We start from the raw sequence: 25,166 nt of genomic DNA, 5'->3' as shown, positions 1-25,166 counted from the left end.
ACGACCCCTACGGGTCGGGGGAGGCGCCGCCCTTCCGCGTCATACCGCAGCAGTACGCGGAGTTGGCTCCGCAGGTTGACGTATACCTCGGGCGGATTTGGTCAACTGGAGACCACGGAAAACACCACTCCTCACCGATTCGGGTGAGAATGGCGGCTCAGGGTGGGACGAGTGCGATCAAGCGACAGCCGCCGCTACGACGGAGGTAAGGCACACATGGCACCGTACGAATCCGACGACAGCACGACCGCCGGCGAGGTCGACGACCTTCGCGCCGGACGCCGCAAGGCCGCGCGGTACGTCGTTCCCGTCGCGGTGGTGGGCGTGGCGGCGGCGACCATCGGGCTCGTCCCGGCGATCGCCGACTCCGGCGACCCCGACCTGCCCAAGATCAGCGCGCAGCAACTCATCGAGAAGATCGCCGCATCGGACGTGGAGCAGCTGTCCGGCACGGTGAAGATCAGCACGGACCTGGGGCTGCCGGACCTCGGCGGCCTGGAGAGCAGCCTGATGTCCGGGGCGACGCAGTCGGGCGAGGGCTCGTCCGCCGACCCGAGCTCCAAGCTCATGGAGCTGGCGTCCGGCACGCACACCGTGCGCGTCGCCGCCGACGGCGAGGACAAGCACAAAATCTCGCTGCTGCAGAACGCCGCCGAGTACAGCCTGATCCACAACGGCAAGGACGTCTGGGGCTACGACAGCGCGTCCAACGAGGTCTACCACGGCACCGCCTCCGAAAGCGCGGACGGGAAGTCGAAGGAAGACGTCCCGGCCACGCCCCAGGAGCTCGCCGAGGAGGCCCTGAAGTCGGTCGACGACACGACGTCCGTGACCGTCGACGGCACCGCGCAGATCGCGGGCCGGGACGCCTACCGGCTGCTCATCAAGCCGAAGGACTCCGGCTCCACGGTCGGTGCGATCACCGTAGGCGTGGACGCCAAGACCGGTCTGCCGCTGAAGTTCACGCTGACCCCGGCGAGCGGCGGCTCCGCCGTGGTGGACGCGGGCTTCACCCAGGTCACCTTCGCCAAGCCGGCCGCCTCGACCTTCGACTTCACCCCGCCCAAGGGTGCGAAGGTCACGGAGGAGGGCGACGTCGCGGCCGGGGAGCACGGCCGGGCTCCGGGCAACTTCGGGGCCCCGGAGGACTTCAAGGCTCCGGACGAGAAGGTGGCGCCCGAGGGCGAGCCGAAGATCATAGGCGAGGGCTGGAACTCCATCGCCGTCATCGAGACCGGCGGCGAGGGCATGCCCTCCGGCTCCGAGGTCGGCGGCGAGTTCGGGGGCTTCCTCGACTCCCTCGGCGACAAGGTGACCGGCAAGTTCGGCGAGGGCACGGTCTTCAAGACCCGCCTGGTCAACGCCCTGATGACGGACGACGGCAAGATCTACGTCGGCGCGGTCACGAAGGACGCCCTGGTGAAGGCGGCCGACGCGGGCAAGTAACAGCCGTACACAGAACCCTCGTACGCGACGTACCGTACGCGTACGACGAATCGAGGGAGCCGATGGACGAGCCGCCCGCGACGGAGCCGGACACGGAGGGTGTGGGTGACGAGGTCATCCGGACCCGTGCGCTCACCAAGCGCTTCCGTGGAGGGCAGCTCGCCGTCGACGGCCTGGATCTGACCGTCCCGGCGGGCAGCGTCTTCGGCTTCCTCGGTCCCAACGGCTCCGGCAAGACCACCACCATCCGCATGCTGATGGGCCTCATCGAGCCGACCTCCGGCACGGCACGCGTGCTCGGGCAGCCCATGCCCCGGGGCACGCGCGCCGTACTGCCGCACGTCGGCGCCCTGATCGAGGGGCCCGCGCTGTACGGCTTCCTCTCCGGCCGCGACAACCTCATCCGGTACGACGCCGCCGACCCGACCGCCGACCCGCGCACCCGGCGTGCACGCGTTGCGGCGGCGCTCGACCGGGTGGGCCTGACAGCGGCAGGGAGCAAGAAGGCGAAGGCGTACTCGCTCGGCATGAAGCAGCGGCTGGGTCTCGCCGCCGCCCTGCTCCAGCCCCGCCGTCTCCTCGTCCTCGACGAGCCGACGAACGGGCTCGACCCGCAAGGCATGCGTGAGATTCGTTCCCTGATCAGGGAGTTGGCCTCCGACGGCACGACCGTCTTCCTCTCCTCCCATCTGCTGGACGAGATCGAGCAGGTCTGCAGCCATGCCGCCGTGATGGCGCAGGGGCGGCTGATCACACAGGGCGCGGTGGCGGACCTGGCGGCCGGGATACGGGGCCGGCTCGTCGTCACCACCCCGGACGCGGGCGACGCGGCCCGGGTACTCAAGGAACAGGGCGCCTCGGACGTCACCGTCGAGGACGACCGGGTCACCGCGGAACCGCCCGAGCGTGACCTCGCCGAGGTGAACGCCGCGTTGGTGACGGCGGGGGTCCGGGTCCGCGGGTTCGGGGTCGAACGGGCTTCCCTGGAGGACGCGTTCGTGGCGCTGACGGGGGAGGGCTTCGATGTCGCGGGCTGAGTTGGCCGGGTCGAGCGAGGTCCGAGTTCCCCGGAAACAGAGCCCGCTCTGGACCTTCGGTCTCCTCCGCAGCGAGCTGGTGACGACGTTCCGGCGCTGGCGCACGCTCGCGCTTCTCGGTGTCCTGGCCGCCGTACCCGTCCTGGTCGGGATCGCCGTCAAGATCGAGACGAGCGACGGCTCCGGGGTCGGCGGAGGAGGCGGCGGTGGAGAGGGGCCGGCCTTCATCTCGCAGATCACCAACAACGGCCTCTTCCTGGTCTTCACCGCGCTGGCCGCGACGCTCCCCTTCTTCCTGCCGATGGCCATCGGCGTCATCGCGGGCGACGCGATCGCCGGCGAGGCCAACGCGGGAACGCTGCGCTATCTGCTCGTCGCCCCGGCCGGCCGCACCCGCCTGCTGCTCACCAAGTACGCGACCACAATGGCTTTCTGCCTGGTGGCCACACTGGTCGTCGCGGTCTCGGCGCTCACGGTCGGCGCGCTGCTCTTCCCGCTGGGGGACCTCACGACGATCTCGGGAACCCAGATCGGCTTCACCGAGGGCCTGGGCCGAGCCCTGCTGATCGCCCTGGTCGTCGCCGCGTCACTGACGGGCGTGGCGGCCCTCGGCCTGTTCGTCTCCACGCTCACCAACAGCGGCATCGCGGCGATGGCGACGACGGTCGGTCTGCTGATCACCGTCCAGATCCTCGACCAGATACCGCAACTGCACGCACTCCAGCCGTACTTCTTCTCCCACTACTGGCTGTCCTTCGCCGACCTCATGCGCGACCCGATCTACTGGGACGACCTGGTGAAGAACCTCGGCCTGCAAGGCCTCTACGCCGCGGTGTTCGGGGCGGCCGCCTGGGCGCGGTTCACGACGAAGGACGTCACTGCGTAGAAGTCGGCTGTAGAAGTCAGCTGTCGTACGGGAAGCGCGCGAGCGGCGCCTCCCGCGCGAAGAACGTCTTGGCGTGGGCGAGTGCCTCGGTGTCCTTGAGGACGTCACCGGGCTTGCTGCCGTTGCCGAGCAGGACGCCGCCGAAGCGCATCCCCATGTAGGCGGCCGAGTTGTTGAGGGTGCCGATCAGCGGGTCGGCGACCTCCCGCTCTTCGTGCGCGAGCGCGGTGACGCCCCAGAGGGTGCGCCCGGCCAGCGTCGCCTTGAAGTCGAGGCCGGGGGTGCGCAGCCAGCCCGCCCAGTAGTCGAGGTAGCGCTTGGTGGGGGCGGACACCGAGTACCAGTACAGCGGCGAGGCGATCACGATGTCCGTCGCCGAAAGCGTCGCGTCCAGCAGGAACCCCGTGTTGCCCTCCGTGGGGCGGACATGGTCGCTGTCGTGCCGCAGATCCTCGTAGTCGGGCAGCGGACGGGCGGCGAGGTCGATCCACTCCTGCTCGACGTCCGCGGGCAACTGCTCGGCGGCCTTGCGGGCCAGCAGTTCGGTGTTGCCCTCGCTGCGGCTGCTGCCCAGCAGGAACAGGAAACGGCGGCTCATGACATCCCCCACTTGGTCGGCGTACGACGGCTACTTGCGTACGCAGTATATGCGCACACATCTAAATGTCCATGGGGCCATGGGTCCATGTGTCACTTGTACGGTGCCGGCCGCGCCCGCAATCCGGCTCGCCCCTCCGCCTCCCGCGCCACCCCCAGCAGCAACGCCTCCCGGCCGCGCCCTGCCACCAGCTGAAGCCCGACCGGACAGCCGTCGGCGCCGAAACCGGCCGGGAGACTGAGCGCCGGATGGCCGCTGAGGTTGAACGCCCAGGTGAGCGCCGTGGAGTAGCGGTCGCCCGGGCCTTCGTGGCCGTGCGGCGGGTTCGGGGTGGTCGGGGTCAGCAAGACGTCCGCGTCCGCGAAGAGGGCGTCGAGGCGGCGGTCGTTCTCCGCGCGGAGGCGGTGGGCGGCGGCGGGGTCGGCGCCGGGGGTGCGGAGGGCGAGCCAGGCGGGGGCGGGGTCTTCGAGACGGAGGGTGGCTCGGACGGGTCGTACGACTCCGGTGTCGGCGAGGTGCCGCGCCGCCGTGCGGGCGATCGCGACGAGGTCCGGATCGGGGGCCGCGAAGCCGAGGTCGGGGGACCAGACGGCGGTCGGCGCGGGTGCTTCGGAGTCCGATGGTTGTTGTTCCCCGGCCATGATCCGCCAGTACGCCGCCGCATCCTCCGCACACCGCGCCAGCACCCCGGCTGCCGTGAGCCCCGTACGGTCGGTGTTCGTCGTCTTCAGGCCGACGATCCCGCACCAGGCGGCGGGGATACGCACCGACCCCGCCCCGTCGCTGCCGGTCGCCAGCGGCACCAGACCCGCGGCCACCGCGGCGGCGGAACCGGCCGAGGAACCACCGGGGGTGCGGTCGGAGCGCCAGGGATTGACGGTACGGCCGTATGCGCCAAGTCCCCAGGTCTGCCAGGGAGTTCCGGGCCCGGGAACGGACGTGGCACCCACGGGGACGCACCCGGCCTCGACCAGCGGAGCCGCCGTACGCAGCCCGTGCCGCCGCCCCTTCACGCCGATCGGCACCCCGGCCAGCGGCAGCCGCTCGCCCGCGGCGACCCGTACGTCCACCTCGCCCGCCCGCCGCAGCGCCTCCTCGCCCCACACCTCGACGAAGGCGCACAGCTCGGGCTCGGCCTGCCGGATCCGCTCCAGCGACTCCGCTACGACATCGACGGCGCGCAGCGTCCCCGACCGTACGGCGGCGGCGATCTCGGTGGCGGTCAGCGAGTCCGTACCTCCGTGAGCCTCGCCAGGGCCGCGGTCTCGCGCGGCGGCGTCCCGCTCAGGTCGCCCAGGCGCCAGCTCTGCACCCACGGCACGCGGTACACGTCGATCACCGACTCGATCACCTTGACCTGCCGGGCGAGCGGGCGCGGCAGCCGGCCGGGGGCGTCCGCGACGAGGACGACGGCGTCGAGGTCGAGTCCCTGCGGGGCCTCCCCGCGCCGGAAGACCTCCACGGCGTGCAGGGCGGACGTCAGGCCGGTCGCGTGGGTGCGGGCGACGAGCAGCACCGACCGCGGATCATCGGGGCCGGGCCAGTCACGTCCGCAGTCCTGGCCGCCGTAGACGCCGGCCAGCGTGGTGACGCCCGCCCCGCCGTGCGTGCCGACCCAGGAGAAACGCCGGGCCGTGGCACCGGGATGCGCGGGACCCTCCGGCTCCGTCACGGCCACCGGGCCGCGGAGCCAGATCTCCGGCCCCAGCTGCACATCCGTCCGCATGCCCCACTCCGTCCTCCCGATCCGCCGATCACCCCGCCTGCGCCGGCTCCACGACGGGCGTGAGCTCTGGGACGAGGCTGTGACGCCCTGGTGACGTGGGAACCGGAGGCGAGCGGAGAGACTACTCAACAGTACGTGTACGACCGGATCTTGCTGTCGGGGGGCACGGAAGCGGAGACCGCGGGGCGGGGGGCACCATGGAAACCGAACCCGTAGCCGAACGCCCCGTCCGCGGACGACCCGACACATCCGAGTGAGGGAACGATGTCTCGACTCAGCCGCGACAAGAAGCGGGAACAGAAGCACGCCGCTCAGCCGGCGGGCCCCGCGGTGGCCCCCATCGACGTCCACGTCCCCGTGGCGGGGCCGGGCGCGGGCACCGCATCGGTCGGCGGTGTCCCCGTCGTCCCCGCTCCCGGCGAGGAACTCCAGCACACCGTCCTCAACCACCTCCACCGCATCGCCCTCGCCACCGGCCACCCCGTCCACGCCACCATCCACGACGAGCGCATCGGCTACGTCGTCCCGCTCCAGATGAACGGCGACGGCTCCACGCAGTTCAGGGGGGAGCCGGTGCGGGTGGGAGTGGGGGCGGTGACGGGTTCGAGTTCGGGGACGGGGACGGCAGTGGGTTCGGGGACGGTGGGGGAGTCGCAGCCGATGCGGGAGGGCGTATCCACCGGGGACGCCGCGCGAGGGTCGGCGCAGGGGGTCGTATCCCCTGGAGGCGTATCCGCAGGGGACGTGCCCGCAGCGGATGCTGTACGAGACGCCGTACCGCCGCCTCCCCCTCCCGGTCCGCCCGCGCCGCCCCGCGACAGGTCCACGCACGTGCTGCGCGCCGTACCGGAATCGCAGCCGCAGCCGCAGGCGCCCCGCGACGCGGCCCCCACCTTCCGCCTGCGCACCCTGCCGGAGTCGGTGCAGGACACTCCGCCCGGCACGGTCGCACCACCGATGGGCGAATTCGGCCCGCCGCCGGCGATGGACGCGCCCTCGCCCTGGCCCTCAACCCCGGACGCCCAGCCCCTCCCGTCCCAAGACGCCCAGCCCCTCCCGCCCCCAGCCCTCAAGGACCCCACGCCCCTCCCTTCCCCGACCTCCCAACCTCTCCCGCCCCACCACCACAAACCGCAGCCACCCGTCGACGCGCCCTCGCCCTACACCTCCGCCCTCGACCTCGACCCTGAGGCCAAGCCGACCCCGCCCCGCGGGTTCGACGCGGTGGCCGAGGCGGTGCTGGGGGACGACCCGCTGGCCGGGGCGCATGGGGACGAGGGGGCTCAACTCGCGGAGCCGGTCGGGCGGATCGGGGAGGCGGTCAGGGAGGGGCGGATCGAGTCGGCCGCGGAGTTGGCGGCGGAGACGGTGGCGGAGGCGTCGGGGACGCTGGGGCCGGAGCACCCGGAAGTGCTGCGGCTGCGTGAACTCACTGCCTACGTCGCCTACTTGGCGGGCGACCCGGTTCATGCCTTCGGCCTCTCCCTCGACCTGGCCAGGATCCGCAGCCGGGCCCACGACGCGGAGGCCGCGTACGGCAATGTGCAGAGCGCGGCGACCGCCTGGCGGGCGGTACGCGACCCGGAGCAGGGCCTGCTGCTGGGCCGGGACCTGATCGGCCTGTGGAGCGAGCTCACGGCGGAGGACGGTCCCGCAGCCGAGGACATCGAGCAACTCGAGTCGGCCCGGGCGCGGATGGACCGTCTGGCCGAGCGCGCCCGGACCCTGAACTCCTGACCGGAGCTTGGACTCCTAATTGGACTCCTAAGAGGACAGCTCCCACACGGCGTGCGCGATGGCGTCGCTGTTCCGGTCCAGCGCGGTGTCGTTGATGTTGGACGTCGTGTCGCAGGACGAGTGGTAGCAGCGGTCGAACGCCTGCCCCGACGTACCGCCCCACTTGGCCGCCTGCGCCGCCGTCTTGGCTCGGCTCGCGCCGGTGAACAGCCCGCCCACCGGCACGCCCGCGCTCTTGAACGGCGCGTGGTCGGAGCGTCCGTCGCCCTCGGTCTCTATCTCCGTGGGGACGCCGAGGCCGGTGAAGTAGTCCTTGAAGGTCTTCTCGATCGCCGGATCGTCGTCGTAGACGAAGTAGCCGGCGTTGGGCGAGCCGATCATGTCGAAGTTGAGGTAGCCGCTGATCTTCGCCCGGTTCGCCGAGGACAGGTTGTTGACGTAGTGCCGGGAACCGACGAGGCCCAGTTCCTCCGCGCCCCACCAGGCGAACCGCAGATGCTTTGTGGGCTGGTGGTTCGCGCGGGACACGGCCAGCGCGGTCTCCAGGACCGCCGCCGAGCCCGATCCGTTGTCGTTGATGCCGGCCCCTGAGGTGACGCTGTCGAGGTGCGAGCCGGCCATGACGACCTGGTTGGTGTCGCCGCCCGGCCAGTCCGCGATCAGGTTGTAGCCGGTGCGGCCGGAGGACGTGAACTGCTGGACGGCCGTGGTGTAACCGGCGGCGTCCAGCTTGGCCTTCACATAGTCGAGCGAGGCCTTGTAACCGGCCCGGCCGTGCGCCCGGTTGCCGCCGTTGGCGGTGGCGATGGACTGGAGCTGGGCGAGGTGCGCCTTGACGCCGGCCACGGGGATGTCGGGGGCGGCGGCCACCGCGGGTGCGGGGGCCGCCCCGGCTATGGATCCGCCGACCAGGAGGGATGCGGCCGCGACGACGGCGGTGGCCGTGACGCGTCCGGGAACCGAGAGCTTCATGTGGGGGGCTCCGAATTCCTTGGGGATCACAGGTGATTCCTGGATCCCACCGTGAATGGGGTGCCTGGATGGTGAAGCTCCGGCTGACGCTCCGTCAAGAGCGCTATCAGGACAGATGTGTTCGTATATCGGGCGGCAGCGGGTAGATCGACTGGCAGGTCGGCGGGCCGATCACTGCACGCAGAACTCGTTCCCCTCGGGATCGGTCATCACGGCCCACTCCCCGCCGGGCTCCTTCACCTCCCGCTGCACGCTCGCGCCCAGCTCCCGCAGCCGCTCGACCTCCTCCGCGCGCCGCCCCTTGCCGGGGTGCAGATCGAGGTGGAGCCGGTTCTTGACGGACTTGGCCTCGGGTACGCGCTGGAACAGCAGCCGGCGCCCCAGTCCGGCGCCGTTGTCCTCGTCGTACGGATCGTCCGGATGCCGTACGCCGACCAGGTCCCGGAAGGCGAGCCGGGCGTGGAACTCGACGGTCGCCTCGCGCGGCAGGACGCCGAGTTCGAGGAGGCGTTCGATGAAGGCGTTGTTGTCCTCGACCTTGTAGTGGAGCGCGGCGGCCCAGAAGTCGGCCTGGGACTGCGGGTTGGCGCAGTCGATGACGAGCTTCCAGTGGACGGGTGTGGGAGTGCTCTCAGTCATGAGTCCACTTATAGCCGCGCTTCCGGTCAGCGGCTGTCCTGAACGGCCGCGGCCTCGCGCCGGTCGTACGCCGCCCGCGCCGCCGCGATCTCCTGTTGATGCTGTTCCGTCCACGCCACCAGCGACCGGATGGTGGCGTGCAGCGTTCCGCCCAGCGGAGTGAGTTCGTACTCCACCCGTGGCGGGACGACCGGATGCACCGTCCGCTTCACCAGCCCGTCCCGCTCCAGCTGGCGCAGGGTCACGGTCAGCATGCGCTGGCTGACGCCGTCGATCTCGCGGCGCAGCTCGGTGAAGCGCAGCCGCCGGTTCTCCAGCAGGGCGATGACGAGCAGCGACCACTTGTCGGCGACGCGGTCGAGGATCTGCCGAACCTCGCAGCCCTCCCGGGTGTCCCACTGGAAGGGGTCGGCGTCGCCGTAGTCCATGGTGCTCTCGCAGTTACTCGGTGACTTTGAAGTGCCTTCTTCCATGTCTTGTGATGCTGCCGCAGGCTGGAGGCGGTTACAAGAGGGAACTGACCCTCAACCGAGTAACCGGAACACGTGCCTTCGCCTACCCGAGGAGTCCCCATGGGCACCCGTGCCTGGGCCCTGCTCTTCGTCCTCTGCGGAACGATCTTCCTGGAGGGCATCGACGTCGCCATGATGGCCGTCGCGATCCCGTCGATCCGATCCGATCTCGGTCTGTCCACAGGCACCGCGGCCTGGGTGATGAGCGGCTATGTGCTCGGTTACGCGGGCTTCACCCTGCTCGGCGGACGGGCCGCCGACCTGCTCGGGCGGCGCCGGATGTTCCTGCTCTGGCTGACCGTCTTCCTGGTCTTCTCCGGCCTCGGCGGGTTCGCGACCGAGGGCTGGATGCTGGTCGTCGCCCGGTTCGTCACCGGTGTGTCGGCCGCGTTCATGACCCCGGCGGCGCTGTCGCTGATCACGACGTCGTACGCGGAGGGCCCGCAGCGCAACAAGGCCCTGCTGGTCTTCGCCGGCACGGCCGCCGGCGGCTTCTCGCTCGGCCTCGTCATCGGCGGCCTGCTCACCCAGCTCGGCTGGCGCTGGGTGTTCTTCGCGCCGGTGCTGCTGGCGGGGGCGCTGCTGGTCCCGGCGGTACGGCTGATTCCGCGGCAGGAGACGCCTCAGCAGGAGACGGTGGAGCAGGGCGCATCGCGTCAGGAAACGGCTCAGCAAGCCCCGCCGTCGAAGACCCGCCGCGGGTTCGACCTACCCGGCGCGCTCACCGCCGCCGGCGCGATGCTGCTGGCCGCCTATACCGTCGTACGACTGGAGCACGGTCCGCACGGCTGGCCGCTGACCGCCGTGTCCGGTGCCGCCGCGCTGCTGCTGGCCGCTGCTTTCGTCGCCGTCGAACGGCGTAGTCCGGATCCGCTGGTGCGGCTCGGCATCCTGCGCAGCGGGGCGCTCGTCCGGGCCGACCTGGGGGCGCTGTTGTTCGTCGGCGCCTTCTTCGGCTTCCAGTTCGTGGTGACGCTGTACTTGCAGGAGCTGCGGGGGTGGTCGTCGCTGCAGACCGCGATCGCCCTGGTGATCATGGGATGTGACATGGTGCTGGCGCCGACGCTCACCCCGAAGCTGGTCGCCCGCTACGGCAACGCCCGCGTGATCGTCGCCGGATTCGCGCTCGCGGTCGTCGCGTACGGGCTGTTCCTGCCGGTCGGCATGGACTGGTCGTACGCCGCGATGTTCCCGACGCTGATCATCTCGGGCACGGCGTTCGCGCTGGCGTACGGGCCCTTGACCATCGCGGCGACGGACGGGGTCGCCGAGGAGGAGCAGGGGCTGGCGGGCGGGCTGCTGAACACCGCCACGCAGTTCGGCTCGGCGATCGGGATCTCGGCGGTGACCGCGGTCTACGGCTTGGCGTCGACCGGGTCGGGTCCTGAGGCCACGCTGTCCGCGTTCCGTACGGCGCTCTGGGTGCCCGTCGTGATGGTGGTGCTGGGCCTGTCGATCTCGGCCCTGACCCTGCGCGCCGACCGCCAGGCGTCGGCGGTGAGCAGCGTCAGCGCGAGCCAGACCAGCGCGAACCCGGCCCAGCGCTCGGGCGGCATGGCCTCACGGAAGTAGGCGACGCCGAGCAGGAACTGGAAGACGGGGGCCAGGTACTGCAGCAGGCCCAGCGTCGACAGGGGCACGCGGATCGCCGCCGCGCCGAAGCAGACCAGCGGCAGCGCGGTGACCACGCCGGTTGCGGCGAGCAGTACCGCGTGCCCCGCACCCTCGGCGGTGAACGTCGAGTCGCCCTGCGCGCTCAGCCACAGCAGATAGCCGAGGGCGGGCAGGAACTGGATCGCGGTCTCCGCGGTCAGCGACTCCAGGCCGCTGAGGTTGACCTTCTTCTTCACCAGGCCGTAGGTGGCGAAGGAGAAGGCGAGGATCAGGGAGATCCACGGCGGCTGCCCGTATCCGACGGTCAGGACGAGGACGGCGGCGAATCCGATGCCGACCGCCGCCCACTGCACGGGCCGCAGCCGTTCTTTCAGGAGCAGCACGCCCATCGCGATGGTGACCAGCGGGTTGATGAAGTATCCGAGGGAGGCCTCGACGACCCGGTCGTTGTTCACGGCCCAGATGTAGACGCCCCAGTTGACGGCGATGACGGCCGCGGCGACCGAGACGAGTGCGAGCCGCCGCGGCTGCCGCAGCAGCTCTCCGGCCCACTTCCAGCGTCGTACGACGAGAAGCACCGCGGCGACGACGACGAAGGACCACGCCATCCGATGGGCGAGGACCTCGGACGGACCGGCCGGCTTGAGCAGGGGGAAGTAGAGGGGAAACAGCCCCCACATCCCGTAGGCCGCAAAGCCGTTCAGCAGTCCTATGCGCCGCTCACTCTTCGGCTCCCCGGTCACCGGCTCCTCCTTCATGCGTCGCTCGCCCGCATGAAGGTAGCGCCGAACGCCCCCGCGTGTCATGCCCGTATCGCTATACGGTCATGACACGCGGGGGCGTCGTCAGAGACTCAGCCCTTGAGCGCGGCGGTGATCGCCTCGGACAGCGGGGCGGTCGGGCGGCCGGCCAGGCGGGACAGCTCGCCGTTGACGAAGGCCAGCTCGCCCTTCTCGATGGACTGGTCCACGCCGGCCAGGATCGCGGCGAGCGGCTCGGGCAGCCCGGCGCCGGTCAGGATCCCGATGAGAGCGTCGGCGGGGACGGGGCTGTACGCGATCTCCTTGCCGGTCTGCGCGCTCAGCTCGGCCGCGTACTCCGCGAAGCTCCAGGCCGCGTCGCCGCTCAGCTCGTACGTCTTGTTCTCGTGCCCCTCGCCGGTCAGCACTCCGACGGCGGCGGCCGCGTAGTCGGCGCGCGCGGCGGAGGCGACCTTGCCCTCGCCGGCGGCGGCGACGACCGCGTTGTGCTCCAGCACCGGGGCGAGGTTCTCGGTGTAGTTCTCGTGGTACCAGCCGTTGCGCAGCAGCGTGTAGGGCAGGCCCGAGGCGAGGAGTACGTCCTCGGTGGCGCGGTGGTCGTCGCCGAGCGCGGCGGTCAGGCTGCCGGGGGCGCTGGTGTAGGCGAGGAGCGCGACACCGGCGGCCTTGGCGGCGTCGATGACGACCTGGTGCTGGGCGACGCGGCCCTTGTCGAACTCGTTGCCCGAGATGAGCAGCACCTTGTCGCCGGCCGCGAACAGGCCGTCGAAGGTCTCCGGAGCGTTGTAGTCGGCGACCGCGATCTTCACGCCGCGGGCCGCGAAGTCGGCGGCCTTCTCCGGGGTGCGGACGACGGCGGTGATCTGATCGGCCGGGACCTTGTCCAGCAGCTGCTCGACGACGAGGCGGCCGAGGTGTCCGGTGGCTCCGGTGACAACGATGCTCATGATGAGGAACTCCTTGTGGGGTGCGTTGGCACTAACCCTAGGGCATGCACTAACTCATCGAAAGTACCCACTTTGAAGTAAGGTACTGGCATGGCAGTAACCGAATGGCACCCCGACGGTGCGACGATGTGCCCGTACCGCCTGGTCCTTGAGCACGTCACCAGCAAGTGGGGCGTCATGATCCTCATCCAGCTCCTCGACGGCCCGCACCGCTTCAGCGAACTGCGCCGCGCGATCAGCCAGGTCCGCCAGGTCAGCGAGAAAATGCTCACGCAGACCCTCCAGACCCTGGAGCGCGACGGCATGGTCCACCGCGAGGCCCACCCGGTGATCCCCCCACGCGTCGACTACTCCCTCACCGACCTCGGCCGCGAGGCCGCGGAACAGGTGCGCGACCTCGCGCTGTGGACACAGAAGCGGATGGGCGCGGTGCAGGAGGCGCGGGATGCGTACGACGCGGCGAAAAGGCAGGCCTGAGCAGGGATGATGCATACGGTCCCGGCCGGCTGACGCGCATGCGGGCGGCGCTCGAAGGGCACACATATGTCGGGGCGTTGGTCGACATGCGAGACACGTCCTTCGATGCGCCCCCTCTCCGCCTCCCGCGCTTGCTTGTGCCGCCGGGCACGCTGGGAAGGGGTGTCACGCCCACTGTGTGCCGACCCGCGCCCCACCCGTCGGTGCACGGACACCAGATCCAGAGGGATGTCTTGACATGGCCACACAGATACCGGTCGCGATAGGGCGAAGTATCGGTTCTGCAGTAGCTGCGGGGTTCGGCCTCTTACGGGAATCGCTCACCCGTGGGACCCGCCGCCGACGCCAGGAGGAAATCCTGCTGGACTTGCTCCGGCAGCTCGCGTTGATGACCGAGGAGGTTCATCGGGCGAACCTGATCCAGGAACACCGCATCACCATGGAGCAGATGAACCGGACCATCGACGATCCCTCCCTGGCCGACGCCCGCTCCACGCTGGCCGGGGTCTCCGAGGCCAAACGCCGGCAGATGATCTTCGCCAACGGGCAGTACGCGTCGCTCCTGCTGGCCTATCGCGTCGGAACGTTCGAGTGGACCGAACTCCTGGGCCACCTGAGGATTCTGTGCCGCAACGACATCTTCGCCGAGTACTGGGATCGAACCGCCGAGCATCGGCGCAGCCTGCCCGGCGACTCCCTGGAGCGGCGGCTGGGCAAGGTGATCGACGGCATGCTGGAGGAGCTGGCCGATGATCCGGACCGGTGGTGGGTTGTCGGGTCGGTCGATGCGGCACCTGAGTGACAGGGTTTCTGTACCGGCGATCCTCTAGTCTCGCTCGCAGGTGTGAAATGTAGCCCGTGAGGGTGAAAGTGTGAATGCAGCGAGTTGCCTGGCCCGGTCGAACTGCATTTAATTAGCCGGACTTCCCTTTGTCCGGATCATGAAGAGGCCTCCGAGTGTTCAGCGAAACCCGTGTCGTAACCGTCGTCCGTCGCCTCGGAGACTCCCCTCGCGCCAGGGGAAGCCACACCAACGAAACCTGTCCGGACGTCTTCGAACTGAGTGACGGCAACTTCGCGGTGATCGGCACGGAGGCCACCGCCGATCTCGACCCGCACCTTCCCCCGGACGCTGCCCGAGCCGACTACGAGCGCATCGTCGTGATCGACCGGGACACCCTGATCCGCGCCAAGAAAGACATCCCGGACGAGTAGTGCACCCGTGCGCCCCCTGTACGCCTCCCGCGCGGACTTGCGGTCGTGCGCCGAACGCCGAGGGCCCGGGTGCTGTGTCGCACCCGGGCCCTGTATGCCGTACAGCTGTCAGCCGACTACGGTCCAGGTGTCGCCGCCGGCCAGCAGTGCCGCCAGGTCGCCCTTGCCGTTCTGTTCGATCGCCGTGTCGAGCTGGTCGGCCATCTGCGTGTCGTAGACGGGTCGGTCGACGGAGCGCAGGACGCCGATGGGGGTGTGGTGCAGGGTGTCCGGGTCGGCGAGGCGGGACAGGGCGAACGCCGTGGTCGGTGAGGTCGCGTGGGCGTCGTGGACCAGGATCTGCGCCTCGTTCTCCGGCGTGATGGTCACGACCTTGAGGTCGCCGGTGTACTCGTCGCGTACGACACCCTTCGAGCCGTCGGCACCGAAGCGGATCGGCTGCCCGTGCTCCAGCCGGATCACCGCCTCCTCCGCCTGCTGCTTGTCCTTGATCGCGTCGAAGGCGCCGTCGTTGAAGATGTTGCAGTTCTGGTAGATCTCGATCAGTGCCGTGCCCGGGTGGGCGGCGGCCTGGCGCAGCACCTCGGTCAGGTGCTTGCGGTCGGAGTCCACCGTCCGGGCCACGAAGGACGCCTCGGCGCCGATCGCCAGCGAGACCGGGTTGAAGGGCGCGTCCAAGGAGCCCATCGGCGTCGACTTGGTGATCTTGCCGACTTCCGACGTCGGGCTGTACTGGCCCTTCGTGAGGCCGTAGATCCGGTTGTTGAAGAGCAGGATCTTCAGGTTCACATTGCGGCGCAGGGCGTGGATGAGGTGGTTGCCGCCGATGGACAGCGCGTCGCCGTCGCCGGTGACGACCCACACGCTCAGGTCGCGGCGGGAGGCTGCCAGGCCGGTCGCGATGGCGGGGGCGCGGCCGTGGATGGAGTGCATGCCGTACGTGTTCATGTAGTACGGGAAGCGGGACGAGCAGCCGATGCCCGAGACGAAGACGATGTTCTCCTTGGCCAGGCCCAGCTCCGGCATGAAGCCCTGCACGGCCGCGAGGATCGCGTAGTCACCGCAGCCGGGGCACCAGCGCACTTCCTGGTCGGACTTGAAGTCCTTCATGGACTGGCGGGCCTCGGCCTTGGGGACGAGCGAAAGCGACTCGATCGTGCCCGTGCCTTCCGTGGACGTCTCAGCCATCGAGGGCCTCCTTGAGAGCCGTGGCGAGCTGTTCGGCCTTGAACGGCATGCCGTTGACCTGGTTGTAGCTGTGCGCGTCGACCAGGTACTTCGCCCGGATCAGCGTGGCGAGCTGACCGAGGTTCATCTCGGGCACTACCACCTTCTCGTAACGCTCCAGCACCGCGCCGAGATTCCGCGGGAAGGGGTTGAGGTGCCGCAGATGGGCCTGTGCGATGGACTCCCCGGCCCGGCGCAGCCGCCGTACCGCCGCCGTGATCGGCCCGTACGTCGAGCCCCAGCCCAGGACCAGCGTCCGCGCGCCGTCCGGGTCGTCGACCTCCAGCTCCGGCACGTCGATGCCGTCGATCTTCGCCTGCCGGGTGCGGACCATGAAGTCGTGGTTGGCGGGATCGTAGGAGATGTTGCCGGAGCCGTCCTGCTTCTCGATGCCGCCGATGCGGTGTTCGAGGCCCGGCGTGCCCGGGATCGCCCAGGGGCGGGCGAGGGTCTGCGGGTCGCGTTTGTACGGCCAGAAGACCTCGCTGCCGTCCTCCAGGGTGTGGTTCGGGCCCTGCGCGAACTGCACCCCCAGGTCCGGGAGGTCGTCGATGTCGGGGATGCGCCATGGCTCCGAGCCGTTGGCCAGGTAGCCGTCGGACAGCAGCATCACCGGCGTGCGGTACGTCAGCGCGATACGCGCCGCCTCCAGCGCGGCGTCGAAGCAGTCGGCCGGCGTCTGCGGGGCGATGATCGGGACCGGGGCCTCGCCGTTGCGGCCGAACATGGCCTGGAGGAGGTCCGCCTGCTCGGTCTTGGTGGGCAGGCCGGTGGACGGCCCGCCGCGCTGGATGTCGATCACCAGCAGCGGCAGCTCCAGGGAGACCGCGAGCCCGATGGTCTCCGACTTCAGCGCCACACCGGGACCGGACGTGGTGGTGACGGCCAGCGAGCCGCCGAAGGCCGCGCCCAGGGCGGCGCCGATGCCGGCGATCTCGTCCTCGGCCTGGAAGGTCCGTACACCGAAGTTCTTGTGCTTGCTCAGCTCGTGCAGGATGTCCGAGGCCGGGGTGATCGGGTACGAGCCCAGGAACAGCGGCAGGTCCGCCTGGCGGGACGCGGCGACCAGTCCGTAGGACAGGGCCAGGTTCCCGGAGATGTTGCGGTAGGTGCCGACCGGGAAGGCCTTCGCGGCCGGGGCCACCTCGTAGGAGACGGCGAAGTCCTCCGTCGTCTCGCCGAAGTTCCAGCCCGCCCGGAACGCGGCGATGTTCGCGGCCGCGATATCGGGCTTCTTGGCGAATTTGGCGGTGAGGAACTTCTCGGTGCCCTCGGTGGGCCGGTGGTACATCCAGCTCAGCAGGCCAAGCGCGAACATGTTCTTGCTGCGCTCGGCCTCCTTGCGGGTGAGGTCGAACTCCTTGAGCGCCTCGACCGTCAGCGTCGTCAGCGGCACCGGATGAAGGTTGTAGCCGTCGAGCGAACCGTCCTCCAGCGGGCTCGCCGCATAGCCGACCTTCTGCATCGCCCGTTTGGTGAACTCGTCCGTGTTGACGATGATCTCCGCGCCGCGCGGCACATCGGCGATGTTGGCCTTCAGGGCGGCCGGGTTCATCGCGACCAGCACGTTCGGCGCGTCGCCCGGGGTCAGGATGTCGTGGTCGGCGAAATGGAGCTGGAAAGACGAAACGCCCGGCAGGGTTCCTGCGGGCGCGCGGATCTCGGCGGGGAAGTTCGGCAGCGTCGACAGATCGTTGCCGAAGGACGCCGTCTCCGAGGTGAAGCGATCTCCGGTGAGCTGCATACCGTCACCCGAGTCCCCCGCGAACCGAATGATCACTCTGTCCAGCCGGCGGACGTCCTTCTCTCCTGCCGGTTTGCGCTGCTCTCCCACGACGGCTTCGTCGGCCTGCTCCGCTGGGCTGCTGACCTGGCTGGTCACTGAACTGGACCTCCCTCGAGGCGGCTGTCCGGGAACGGCCTTCCCGCAGGCCCTCCCAGGATCAACCCTACGTCCGTAAGGGGCGCCCTCCCGCGGCCATTCGCATGATGGACGCCGCTTTGAGACGGTTCGCCGCCCTGACTTGTCATGATTTCCCGACCCCCGGCGCTTCCCTCAAAGACGCTTCCCGTGCGGGTTTCGGTTCTGGCCTCAATTTCCTCGCCCCCCGATTGACTGACACGGTGTCAGGTCCTCAGGAGTTCAAGTAGGTCAAAACAGCGAGTACCCGCCGATGGTCCCCGTCGCTCTGGGACAGGCCGAGCTTCAGGAAGATATTGCTGACGTGCTTCTCGACGGCGCCGTCGCTCACCACGAGCTGCCGGGCGATCGCGGAGTTGGTCCGCCCCTCGGCCATCAGGCCCAGGACCTCCCGCTCCCGTGGGGTGAGTCGCGCGAGCACATCCTGCTTACGGGAGCGGCCGAGCAGCTGCGCGACGACCTCCGGGTCCAGGGCGGTGCCGCCCTCGGCCACCCGGACCACCGCGTCCACGAACTCACGCACCTCGGCTACCCGGTCCTTGAGCAGATACCCGACCCCGTGGCTGGAACCTGCCAGCAGTTCGGTGGCGTACCGCTCCTCCACATACTGTGACAACACGAGCACGCCCAGTCCGGGATGCGCCTTGCGCAGCTGCACGGCCGCGCGAACGCCTTCGTCGGTGTGCGTCGGCGGCATCCGTACGTCGGCCACGACCACGTCGGGCAGCGATCCGGCCGCGTCCAGCTCACCGATGGTCTTGATCAGCGCGTCCCCGTCACCCACCCCGGCCACGACGTCATGACCCCGGTCGGTCAACAGCCGAGTCAGCCCCTCCCGGAGCAGCACCGAATCCTCGGCGATGACCACACGCACCCTGTCCTCCACGATCTTCGGCCCCCCACAGCCCAACAGCGCCCACCAAGACCCCCAGCATTCCAGCATTCGGTCCGGACTGCGCCAGGGCTGCGGAAATGGGGACGGGAATGGCGGGGTGGTGGGGGGAGGGGGCAGAGTTTCGGCCGCCCGCGGCTGCGGACTGCCCGTAGTTGCACGTATCCGGTTGTCGCGCGGCGGAGGCGGCGGGCCGCCGTCGCGCCAAGCTGCGGACCCCGTCCCGCTCAGCTGCGGGCTGCTGTCCCGCCCCAGCTGCGGGCATGCGTGCCGCCTGGGGCGGCACGGGTGGGCGCAGGCGGCACCCCGCCAGCGCCGGGCTGCGCGACCCACCCCACCCCGGCCACGACGGCGCGGCGGCTGCGCACCCACCTTTGCCCAGCCCCAGCCCAGCTCAGCCCTGCCCCAGCTCAGCCCCGGCCCACGTCACCCGCTCACACCCGCTCACTCCGCCACGGCAACTCCGCCGTCACCCGCGTAGGCCCCCCCACCGGCGAATCCACCACCAGAATCCCGTCCACCGCGTCCAACCGCTCGGCCAGCCCCGCCAGCCCCGACCCACCGGAGGTGTCCGCGCCCCCCACCCCGTTGTCCACGACCTGCAGCATCAGCCGGTGATCCACCCGCCACACATCCACCGCCGCCCACGTGGCCCGCGAATGCTTGCTGATGTTCTGCAGCAGCTCCGACACCGTGAAGTACGCGATCCCCTCGATCGCCGGCGCCGGCCGCTCCACCAGATCGACCTCCACCTGCACCGGCACCGTGCACCGCGACGCCACCGACGACAGCGCCGCATCCAGCCCCCGGTCCGTCAGCACCGCCGGATGAATCCCCCGCGCCAGATCCCGCAGCTCCTGCAGCGCCGTCTTCACCTCACCGTGCGCCTCGTCCACCATCCGCGCCGCGGCCTGAGGATCCTCCGTCAGCTTCTCCTTCGCCAGCCCCAGATCCATCGCCAACGCCACCAGCCGCGCCTGCGCCCCGTCGTGCAGATCCCGCTCGATCCGCCGCAGGTCGGCCGCCGCGGTGTCGACCACGACCCCCCGGTCCGACTCCAGCTCCACGACCCGCGTGGCCAGCCGCGACGGCCCGAGCAGCCCGTGCACCAGCATCCGGTCCACCGTGGTCAACGCCCGCACGATCCACGGCGTGGCCAGCGTGAACAACAGCCCCACCAGCGCCGTGACGGTGATCTCGAAGGGGTTGTCGAGGTAGACGTGGTGGGTCTCGTCGCCGTACAACTGCAGGCCGTCCTGACCGCCGTACACCGGGAAGAGCCAGAACCACAGCGGATACGTCAGCAGCGACCAGCCGATCGACCAGGCGGTCACGGAGACGACGAAGGAGAACACCGCCCAGGGCAGGTGCAGCACCGCGTACAGCAGTGCCCGCCACGACGAGCCGCTCTTGAGTACGGCCCCCATCCAGGCCATCGCGCCGGGCTTCCGCATCCGCAGCGGCTCGGGCGCCGCCACCTCGAGCCCCAGCAGCCCCCGCGCCCGCGCCCGCTCCAGCGACCCGAACAGCCGGCACCCGGCGAGCCCCGCGGCCAGCACCGGAATCCCGAGGAAGGTGACCAGCAGGCCCGCGCCCAGCGACACCATCGTCACGGCGTAGGTGTAGAGCAGGATGCTGATCGGCAGGCTCAGCAGCACATACGTGAACTCGCGCCAGCTGCGCGCCTCGAACGGCGCCCGCAGCCCCGCCGGCAGCCGGTGCCGCCTGGTCTCGGTGGCGTACGTGGCGTACTCCGTGGGGTGTCCGGTGGGGTGTCCGAGCCCGCTGTCGCGCTGGGCGTAGCCCTGTCCGTACTCCGTGGCCATCGGCGTCGTCCGTTCTACTCGGCCTGCTCGTCCTGGTCGTACCGCGGCTGTGCCGTCGTACCCCACACACTGCTCTGCCGCGGTTCCGCGGACCATGGAGTCCGTCGGCCTCTTGAACGGGGGGTTTTCCCTACCTCTGGGCGCCCGCGTCAGGCGCGCGGTCCCGCCACGGCAGCTCGGCCGTCACCGTCGTAGGGCCGCCGGCCGGCGAGTCGACGACGAACAGGCCGTCGACGGCGTCCAGCCGCTCGGCGAGGCCGCTCATGCCGGTCCCGCCGTCGAGCTGCGCACCGCCGCGCCCGTCGTCCCACACCTGGATCAGCAACCGGTTCTCCACCCGCCACACATCGACCGACGCGGTCCGCGCCCCGCTGTGCTTGCTGATGTTCTGCAGCAGCTCGGAGACGGTGAAGTAGGCGATGCCCTCGATCGCCGCGGCCGGCCTGGCGTCCAGGTCGGCCATCACCTTCACGGGCACGGTGCAGCGCGAGGCGACGGAGGAGAGCGCCGCGTCCAGGCCACGGTCGGTGAGGACCGCGGGGTGGATCCCGCGCGCGAGGTCCCGCAGCTCCTGCAGCGCCAGCTTCACCTCGCCGTGCGCCTCCGCGATCATCGACGCGGCGTAGTCCGGGTCCTCCAGCAGCTTCTCCTTGGCCAGGCCCAGCCCCATGGCCAGATTGACCAGCCGCGCCTGCGCCCCGTCATGCAGGTCGCGTTCGATGCGCCTCAGGTCGGCGGCGGCCGTGTCGACCACGACCCCCCGGTCCGACTCCAGCTCGGCGATACGGCGCTCCAGCTCGTCCGAGGGCGACAGCAGCCCCCGCACCATCGCCCGGTCCGCGTTGGTCAGCCCCCGCGCGATGAACGGCAGCACCGGCCACAGCACGAACAGCGAGACCAGCGTGATGGTGAAGGTGAGGATGCCCCAGGGCAGCCGGATGAAGTCGTACAGAACCGTGCGCCAGCCCACCGGGTCCTTCAGCGACATCCACAGCTGCGCGAAGACGCCGTTGTTGCGGCTGCGCAACGGCAGTGGGCTCGGCTCATCGATCCGCACCCCGAGCAGCGCCCTGGCCCGCTTCCGTTCCAGCTTGCCCAACTGTCGCGCGCCCATCAGCCCGGCCGCGAGCAGCGGGAAGCCGATCACCGTGACGGTCAGCCACGCGCCGGTGGCCAGCACCGTCACGACGTACACGAACCCGAACAGCGCGATCGGAAGGTTCGCCAGCAGGTGCGCGATCTCCTTCCAGGTCTGCCGGTCGTAGGCGAAACGGGCCGGCGGCAGACGGTCGGCGTCGGTGGCGGTGACGTCGTATCGAGACGTGCCGGGGGTGGGGATGCGTGCGGTCATATGGGCTAGCGTGCCGCGCGGACGGCCGACGCGCCATGAGGTCGGCCGCCGGGATACACGGGGGAAAACCCCACCCCTGTGGACCAAGGCGTGAAGGCCTGCTTACCGTCGCTTTATCAGGGCCTAGACTCCCGTGCGTACAGATCGTCGAACGCAGGGTTCACGTGGGTCACGAGGTCAGGGAGTGAGGACGGACGTGAAGACGGACGTGCGCGATTCGACCGTCGTCGTCGCGGCGGACTACTTCCAGTCGTACTCGGTCGTGGGGCTGCTCGCCGTCATCGGCGTGCTGTTCGTCGCGGTCGCCTTCGGCGCCGGCCGCCTGCTGCGGCCCGTGGTCCCCACCCCCGAGAAGCTTCTGACGTACGAGTGCGGCGTCGACCCCGTCGGCGAGGGCTGGGCCCACACCCAGGTCCGCTACTACGTCTACGCCTTCCTGTACGTCATCTTCGCCGTCGACTCGATCTTCCTGTTCCCGTGGGCGACGGTCTTCGCCGCGCCCGGCTACGGCGCGGCGACGCTGGTGGAGATGTTCCTCTTCCTCGGCTTCCTGGCCGTGGGCCTGCTGTACGCCTACAAGAAGGGAGTCCTGGCATGGACGTGACTCCTTCTTCCGAGCCTGTTCTGCTGCCGGAGCCGAAACGGCTGGGCGCGCTCGCCCGTCTCGCCCCCGAGCCGATGAAGGTCGTCCTGAACTGGGGCCGCCGCTACTCGCTCTGGGTCTTCAACTTCGGCCTCGCCTGCTGCGCGATCGAGTTCATCGCCGCGTCGATGGCCCGACATGACTTCATCCGGCTGGGTGTCATCCCGTTCGCACCCGGTCCGCGCCAGGCCGACCTGATGGTCGTCTCCGGCACGGTCACCGACAAGATGGCCCCCGCCGTGAAGCGCCTGTACGAGCAGATGCCCGAGCCCAAGTACGTCATCTCCTTCGGCGCGTGCAGCAACTGCGGCGGCCCGTACTGGGACTCGTACTCCGTCACCAAGGGCGTCGACCAGATCATCCCCGTGGATGTGTACGTGCCGGGCTGCCCGCCCAGGCCCGAGGCGCTGCTCCAGGGGATCATCAAGCTCCAGGAGAAGATCTCTCGGGAGTCGCTGGGGGAGCGGTACGGAACTCCTGCGGGGCGTCCGTCCGCGGCGGCGCTGCAGAGCGGATTGGTGCAGCCGCCGGCGGTGTCGGCGACGGGTGGCGGTAGCGGGGCGGACAGCGGTAGCGGGGCCGAGAGCGGTAGCGGGACGGACAGCGGTACCGCGAAGGACGGCGATACGGGGGAGGCCCGATGACCGGTGCCGTCGGCTGGCTGCCCGCCCCCGCGGAGGAACTCTTCGGCGCGGAGGCCACGGCCGAGGAGTCGTACGAGGTCCTGACGGTCGACGTACCGGCGTCGGCCTGGACCACGGCACTCCGGACCGCCCGCGACGAACTGGGCTGCACCTACTTCGACTGGCTCAGCGCGGTCGACGAACCCGGCACGGGCTTTCGCATCGCGGCCCATGTCGCCGCCCTCTCGCCGGTACGACGCCTGCTGCTCCGTACGACGGTCCCGCACGAGGCCCCTGCCCTGCCCACCGCCATCGACGTGTACGCGGGCGCGGCCTGGCACGAACGCGAGACCCACGAAATGTTCGGCGTCCACTTCGAGGGCCACCCGGCGCTGGACCACCTCCTCCTGCCCGAGACCTTCGAGGGCCACCCCCTCCGCAAGGACTTCGTCCTCGCCTCCCGCGTGGTCAAGGCATGGCCGGGCGCGAAGGAACCGGGCGAGTCCGAGCACGGCGGCCCCAAGCGCCGCCAGATGCTCCCCCCGGGCGTCCCCGACCCCAACGAATGGGGCCCCCAGAAGGGCCAACTCCCGCCCGCCCCGGCCCGCCCCGCACGCGGCGCGGCAGCACGCGGCACGGGCGAACGTCCTGCACGGGCAGCACGTGCGGGTGCGGGTGGGAGCGCGGGCGCGGGCGACCGTCCGGTACGTCGTAGCCGTACGGCGTCGGAGGGCTCGGCGAGTCAGACGGCGACGCCGGACAGCGGCACAGGCTCGGGGGAGGGAGCGCCTTCGGCTCCGTCGGCTACTTCGGCTGCCCCGGCCCGGCCGCGTCGCGCGCGGAGCGTGGGCGAGGGTTCGGCCTCGCAGCGGACGGAGGCAGCGACGCCGGAGGGTGCGGCGCCAGAGGACGCGTCGGACTCCGCCTCCGCCACCGGCACGCCGCCCGAGGCGCCCCGGAGCGCGGACGCCCCCTGGCACCACGCCCGCCCCGCGTTCAACGAACCCGAGCCGGAGGGGGCCGAGCCGCCCGGGAAGACCGCCCCGAAGTCCGAGGACGAGAACGCGGACGCCACCCCGGAAACCCCGCGCCCCGAACCCTCAACTTCCGAGTCCCCGACCCCCGAAGACCCCGCAGGAGGCCCGCAGTGAACGACGTGCTCGACGTCACCCTGCGACTCCTGATCGTCTTCGTCGTCTTCCTCACCTTCCCTCTGATCATCGGTCAGACGGAGCACAAGGTCATGGCCCATATGCAGGGCCGCCTCGGCCCCATGTACGCCGGTGGCTTCCACGGCTGGGCCCAACTCGTCGCGGACGGCGTGAAGTTCGCGCAGAAGGAAGATGTGGTCCCGGCGGACGCGGACCGCCGTGTCTTCCAGCTCGCCCCTGCCGTAGCGCTCCTCCCGTACCTCCTGGTCCTCCTCGCCATCCCCATCGGCCCGGGCGAGGGCGCGGTCGGCGAGGTCATCGACGCGGGCATCTTCTTCGTCCTCGCGGTGATGGGCGTAGGCGTCCTCGGCTCGCTCATGGCCGGCTGGGCATCCGCCAACAAGTTCTCCCTCCTCGGCGGCCTGCGCACCGCCGCCCAACTCCTCGCCTACGAACTCCCGATGCTGCTCACCGCCGCCTCCGTGGCGATGGCAGCCGGCACGGTCTCCCTCCCCGGCATCCTCGACGCCTTCGAGTGGTGGTGGCTGCCCTGGCAGATCGTCGGCGCGATCGTCTTCTTCGTGGCGGGGCTGGCCGAACTGCAGCGTCCCCCGTTCGACATGCCGGTTGCCGACTCGGAGATCATCTTCGGCGCCTACACCGAGTACACCGGCCTCCGCTTCGCCCTGTTCCTCCTCGCCGAGTACGCCGGAATCGTCGTCCTGTGCGGCCTCACCACCGTCCTCTTCCTGGGCGGCTGGCACGGCCCCTGGGGCGCCGACGGCCTCGGCTGGGTCTGGACCCTGCTGAAGACGGCCGTCCTCGCCTTCATCGTGATCTGGCTCCGCGTGACCTACCCCCGCCTGCGCGAGGACCAGCTCCAGAAGCTCGCCTGGACCCTCCTCGTCCCCCTCTCCCTCGCCCAGATCGCCCTCACCGGCATCGTGAAGGTGGTGATCCAGTAA

24 protein-coding genes and 1 pseudogene are annotated in these 25,166 nt (G+C 70.3%); 12 read left to right on the top strand and 13 right to left on the bottom strand.

Features of this window, described 5'->3' with window-relative positions; translation table 11 throughout:
- Positions 1 to 216 precede the first annotated feature (216 nt).
- From OG828_RS21165 to OG828_RS21155, 3 genes are all read left to right on the top strand, one after another.
- A complete protein-coding gene (locus OG828_RS21165) occupies positions 217 to 1,446 on the top strand; it encodes a LolA family protein (RefSeq protein WP_328359035.1) in 1,230 nt (409 codons plus the stop codon).
- Between the two features lie 62 nt (positions 1,447 to 1,508).
- Positions 1,509 to 2,483 carry an ABC transporter ATP-binding protein gene (locus OG828_RS21160; protein ID WP_328501998.1) on the top strand — a complete coding sequence of 325 codons (975 nt, stop codon included), beginning with the start codon at positions 1,509 to 1,511 and terminating at the stop codon, positions 2,481 to 2,483.
- Complete coding sequence (locus OG828_RS21155) at positions 2,470 to 3,369, top strand: ABC transporter permease (protein WP_328439050.1); 900 nt, start codon at positions 2,470 to 2,472, stop codon at positions 3,367 to 3,369. Before OG828_RS21160 ends, OG828_RS21155 begins: the two co-directional genes overlap by 14 nt.
- 16 nt (positions 3,370 to 3,385) lie before the next feature.
- Here OG828_RS21155 and OG828_RS21150 read toward each other — a convergent pair whose 3' ends face one another.
- The 3 genes from OG828_RS21150 to OG828_RS21140 all read right to left on the bottom strand — a co-directional run bounded on the left by OG828_RS21150 (position 3,386) and on the right by OG828_RS21140 (position 5,693).
- The gene (locus tag OG828_RS21150; RefSeq protein ID WP_328359026.1) at positions 3,386 to 3,967 is read right to left on the bottom strand and encodes a flavodoxin family protein; all 582 of its coding nucleotides are present in this window, start codon (positions 3,965 to 3,967) and stop codon (positions 3,386 to 3,388) included.
- 92 nt (positions 3,968 to 4,059) lie between these two features.
- Entirely contained in the window at positions 4,060 to 5,193 is a 1,134-nt protein-coding gene (locus OG828_RS21145; protein ID WP_443062510.1) for an amidase, read from the bottom strand.
- Positions 5,190 to 5,693 carry a DUF6668 family protein gene (locus OG828_RS21140; protein WP_328359023.1) on the bottom strand — a complete coding sequence of 168 codons (504 nt, stop codon included), beginning with the start codon at positions 5,691 to 5,693 and terminating at the stop codon, positions 5,190 to 5,192. Before OG828_RS21140 ends, OG828_RS21145 begins: the two co-directional genes overlap by 4 nt.
- 264 nt (positions 5,694 to 5,957) lie before the next feature.
- On the opposite strand from OG828_RS21140, the gene OG828_RS21135 reads away from it, so the two are divergent.
- Positions 5,958 to 7,430, top strand: a complete 1,473-nt coding sequence (locus OG828_RS21135; protein ID WP_328501997.1) for a tetratricopeptide repeat protein — start codon at positions 5,958 to 5,960, stop codon at positions 7,428 to 7,430.
- 27 nt (positions 7,431 to 7,457) lie between these two features.
- Here the strand turns inward: OG828_RS21135 and OG828_RS21130 are convergent, their stop codons facing one another.
- The 3 genes from OG828_RS21130 to OG828_RS21120 form a co-directional block, all read right to left on the bottom strand.
- Positions 7,458 to 8,402, bottom strand: coding sequence for a M28 family metallopeptidase (locus tag OG828_RS21130; protein WP_328501996.1), 945 nt, complete (start codon positions 8,400 to 8,402; stop codon positions 7,458 to 7,460).
- A 171-nt stretch (positions 8,403 to 8,573) separates the two neighbouring features.
- Complete coding sequence (locus OG828_RS21125) at positions 8,574 to 9,041, bottom strand: VOC family protein (protein WP_328501995.1); 468 nt, start codon at positions 9,039 to 9,041, stop codon at positions 8,574 to 8,576.
- A gap of 26 nt (positions 9,042 to 9,067) precedes the next feature.
- A complete protein-coding gene (locus tag OG828_RS21120; RefSeq protein WP_328501994.1) occupies positions 9,068 to 9,514 on the bottom strand; it encodes a winged helix-turn-helix transcriptional regulator in 447 nt (148 codons plus the stop codon).
- Between the two features lie 99 nt (positions 9,515 to 9,613).
- On the opposite strand from OG828_RS21120, the gene OG828_RS21115 reads away from it, so the two are divergent.
- Complete coding sequence (locus OG828_RS21115; protein ID WP_443062424.1) at positions 9,614 to 11,125, top strand: MFS transporter; 1,512 nt, start codon at positions 9,614 to 9,616, stop codon at positions 11,123 to 11,125.
- On the opposite strand, the pseudogene rarD reads toward OG828_RS21115, so the two are convergent.
- Both rarD and OG828_RS21105 read right to left on the bottom strand, forming a co-directional pair.
- Positions 11,110 to 11,847: pseudogene (rarD, locus tag OG828_RS21110) on the bottom strand (EamA family transporter RarD); the annotation flags it as partial. The gene OG828_RS21115 and the pseudogene rarD sit on opposite strands and share 16 nt — an antisense overlap.
- Before the next feature lie 173 nt (positions 11,848 to 12,020).
- Positions 12,021 to 12,875 carry an SDR family oxidoreductase gene (locus tag OG828_RS21105; protein WP_328501992.1) on the bottom strand — a complete coding sequence of 285 codons (855 nt, stop codon included), beginning with the start codon at positions 12,873 to 12,875 and terminating at the stop codon, positions 12,021 to 12,023.
- A 90-nt stretch (positions 12,876 to 12,965) separates the two neighbouring features.
- On the opposite strand from OG828_RS21105, the gene OG828_RS21100 reads away from it, so the two are divergent.
- The 3 genes from OG828_RS21100 to OG828_RS21090 all read left to right on the top strand — a co-directional run bounded on the left by OG828_RS21100 (position 12,966) and on the right by OG828_RS21090 (position 14,567).
- Positions 12,966 to 13,352, top strand: coding sequence for a winged helix-turn-helix transcriptional regulator (locus tag OG828_RS21100; protein ID WP_328501991.1), 387 nt, complete (start codon positions 12,966 to 12,968; stop codon positions 13,350 to 13,352).
- Between the two features lie 238 nt (positions 13,353 to 13,590).
- The gene (locus OG828_RS21095) at positions 13,591 to 14,154 is read left to right on the top strand and encodes a DUF6082 family protein (protein WP_328501990.1); all 564 of its coding nucleotides are present in this window, start codon (positions 13,591 to 13,593) and stop codon (positions 14,152 to 14,154) included.
- A 155-nt stretch (positions 14,155 to 14,309) separates the two neighbouring features.
- On the top strand, positions 14,310 to 14,567 hold the full coding sequence (locus OG828_RS21090) for a hypothetical protein (protein WP_328358996.1): 258 nt from the start codon (positions 14,310 to 14,312) through the stop codon (positions 14,565 to 14,567).
- 108 nt (positions 14,568 to 14,675) lie between these two features.
- Here OG828_RS21090 and OG828_RS21085 read toward each other — a convergent pair whose 3' ends face one another.
- The 5 genes from OG828_RS21085 to OG828_RS21065 all read right to left on the bottom strand — a co-directional run bounded on the left by OG828_RS21085 (position 14,676) and on the right by OG828_RS21065 (position 21,784).
- Positions 14,676 to 15,755, bottom strand: a complete 1,080-nt coding sequence (locus OG828_RS21085; protein WP_328501989.1) for a 2-oxoacid:ferredoxin oxidoreductase subunit beta — start codon at positions 15,753 to 15,755, stop codon at positions 14,676 to 14,678.
- Entirely contained in the window at positions 15,748 to 17,676 is a 1,929-nt protein-coding gene (locus OG828_RS21080; RefSeq protein ID WP_328358990.1) for a 2-oxoacid:acceptor oxidoreductase subunit alpha, read from the bottom strand. The genes OG828_RS21085 and OG828_RS21080 overlap by 8 nt, the downstream gene beginning before the upstream one ends.
- 253 nt (positions 17,677 to 17,929) lie before the next feature.
- Positions 17,930 to 18,589, bottom strand: a complete 660-nt coding sequence (locus tag OG828_RS21075; protein WP_307841042.1) for a response regulator transcription factor — start codon at positions 18,587 to 18,589, stop codon at positions 17,930 to 17,932.
- A gap of 452 nt (positions 18,590 to 19,041) precedes the next feature.
- On the bottom strand, positions 19,042 to 20,433 hold the full coding sequence (locus OG828_RS21070; RefSeq protein WP_328358984.1) for a sensor histidine kinase: 1,392 nt from the start codon (positions 20,431 to 20,433) through the stop codon (positions 19,042 to 19,044).
- Positions 20,434 to 20,563: 130 nt separating this feature from the next.
- A complete protein-coding gene (locus OG828_RS21065; RefSeq protein WP_328358981.1) occupies positions 20,564 to 21,784 on the bottom strand; it encodes a sensor histidine kinase in 1,221 nt (406 codons plus the stop codon).
- Positions 21,785 to 21,980: 196 nt separating this feature from the next.
- Here OG828_RS21065 and OG828_RS21060 point away from each other — a divergent pair, with 196 nt between their 5' ends.
- From OG828_RS21060 to OG828_RS21045, 4 genes are read left to right on the top strand one after another with little or no spacing between them, the layout of a single operon-like run.
- Positions 21,981 to 22,388 carry an NADH-quinone oxidoreductase subunit A gene (locus OG828_RS21060; protein WP_328358978.1) on the top strand — a complete coding sequence of 136 codons (408 nt, stop codon included), beginning with the start codon at positions 21,981 to 21,983 and terminating at the stop codon, positions 22,386 to 22,388.
- The gene (locus tag OG828_RS21055; RefSeq protein WP_328501988.1) at positions 22,379 to 23,071 is read left to right on the top strand and encodes an NADH-quinone oxidoreductase subunit B; all 693 of its coding nucleotides are present in this window, start codon (positions 22,379 to 22,381) and stop codon (positions 23,069 to 23,071) included. The genes OG828_RS21060 and OG828_RS21055 overlap by 10 nt, the downstream gene beginning before the upstream one ends.
- The gene (locus OG828_RS21050; RefSeq protein WP_328439037.1) at positions 23,068 to 24,201 is read left to right on the top strand and encodes an NADH-quinone oxidoreductase subunit C; all 1,134 of its coding nucleotides are present in this window, start codon (positions 23,068 to 23,070) and stop codon (positions 24,199 to 24,201) included. The genes OG828_RS21055 and OG828_RS21050 overlap by 4 nt, the downstream gene beginning before the upstream one ends.
- Positions 24,198 to 25,166, top strand: coding sequence for a complex I subunit 1/NuoH family protein (locus OG828_RS21045; RefSeq protein ID WP_328358970.1), 969 nt, complete (start codon positions 24,198 to 24,200; stop codon positions 25,164 to 25,166). Before OG828_RS21050 ends, OG828_RS21045 begins: the two co-directional genes overlap by 4 nt.

It is taken from the genome of Streptomyces sp. NBC_00457 (genome assembly GCF_036014015.1).
Classification (GTDB): domain Bacteria; phylum Actinomycetota; class Actinomycetes; order Streptomycetales; family Streptomycetaceae; genus Streptomyces.
This window is presented reverse-complemented; position numbering and strand designations above follow the sequence as displayed.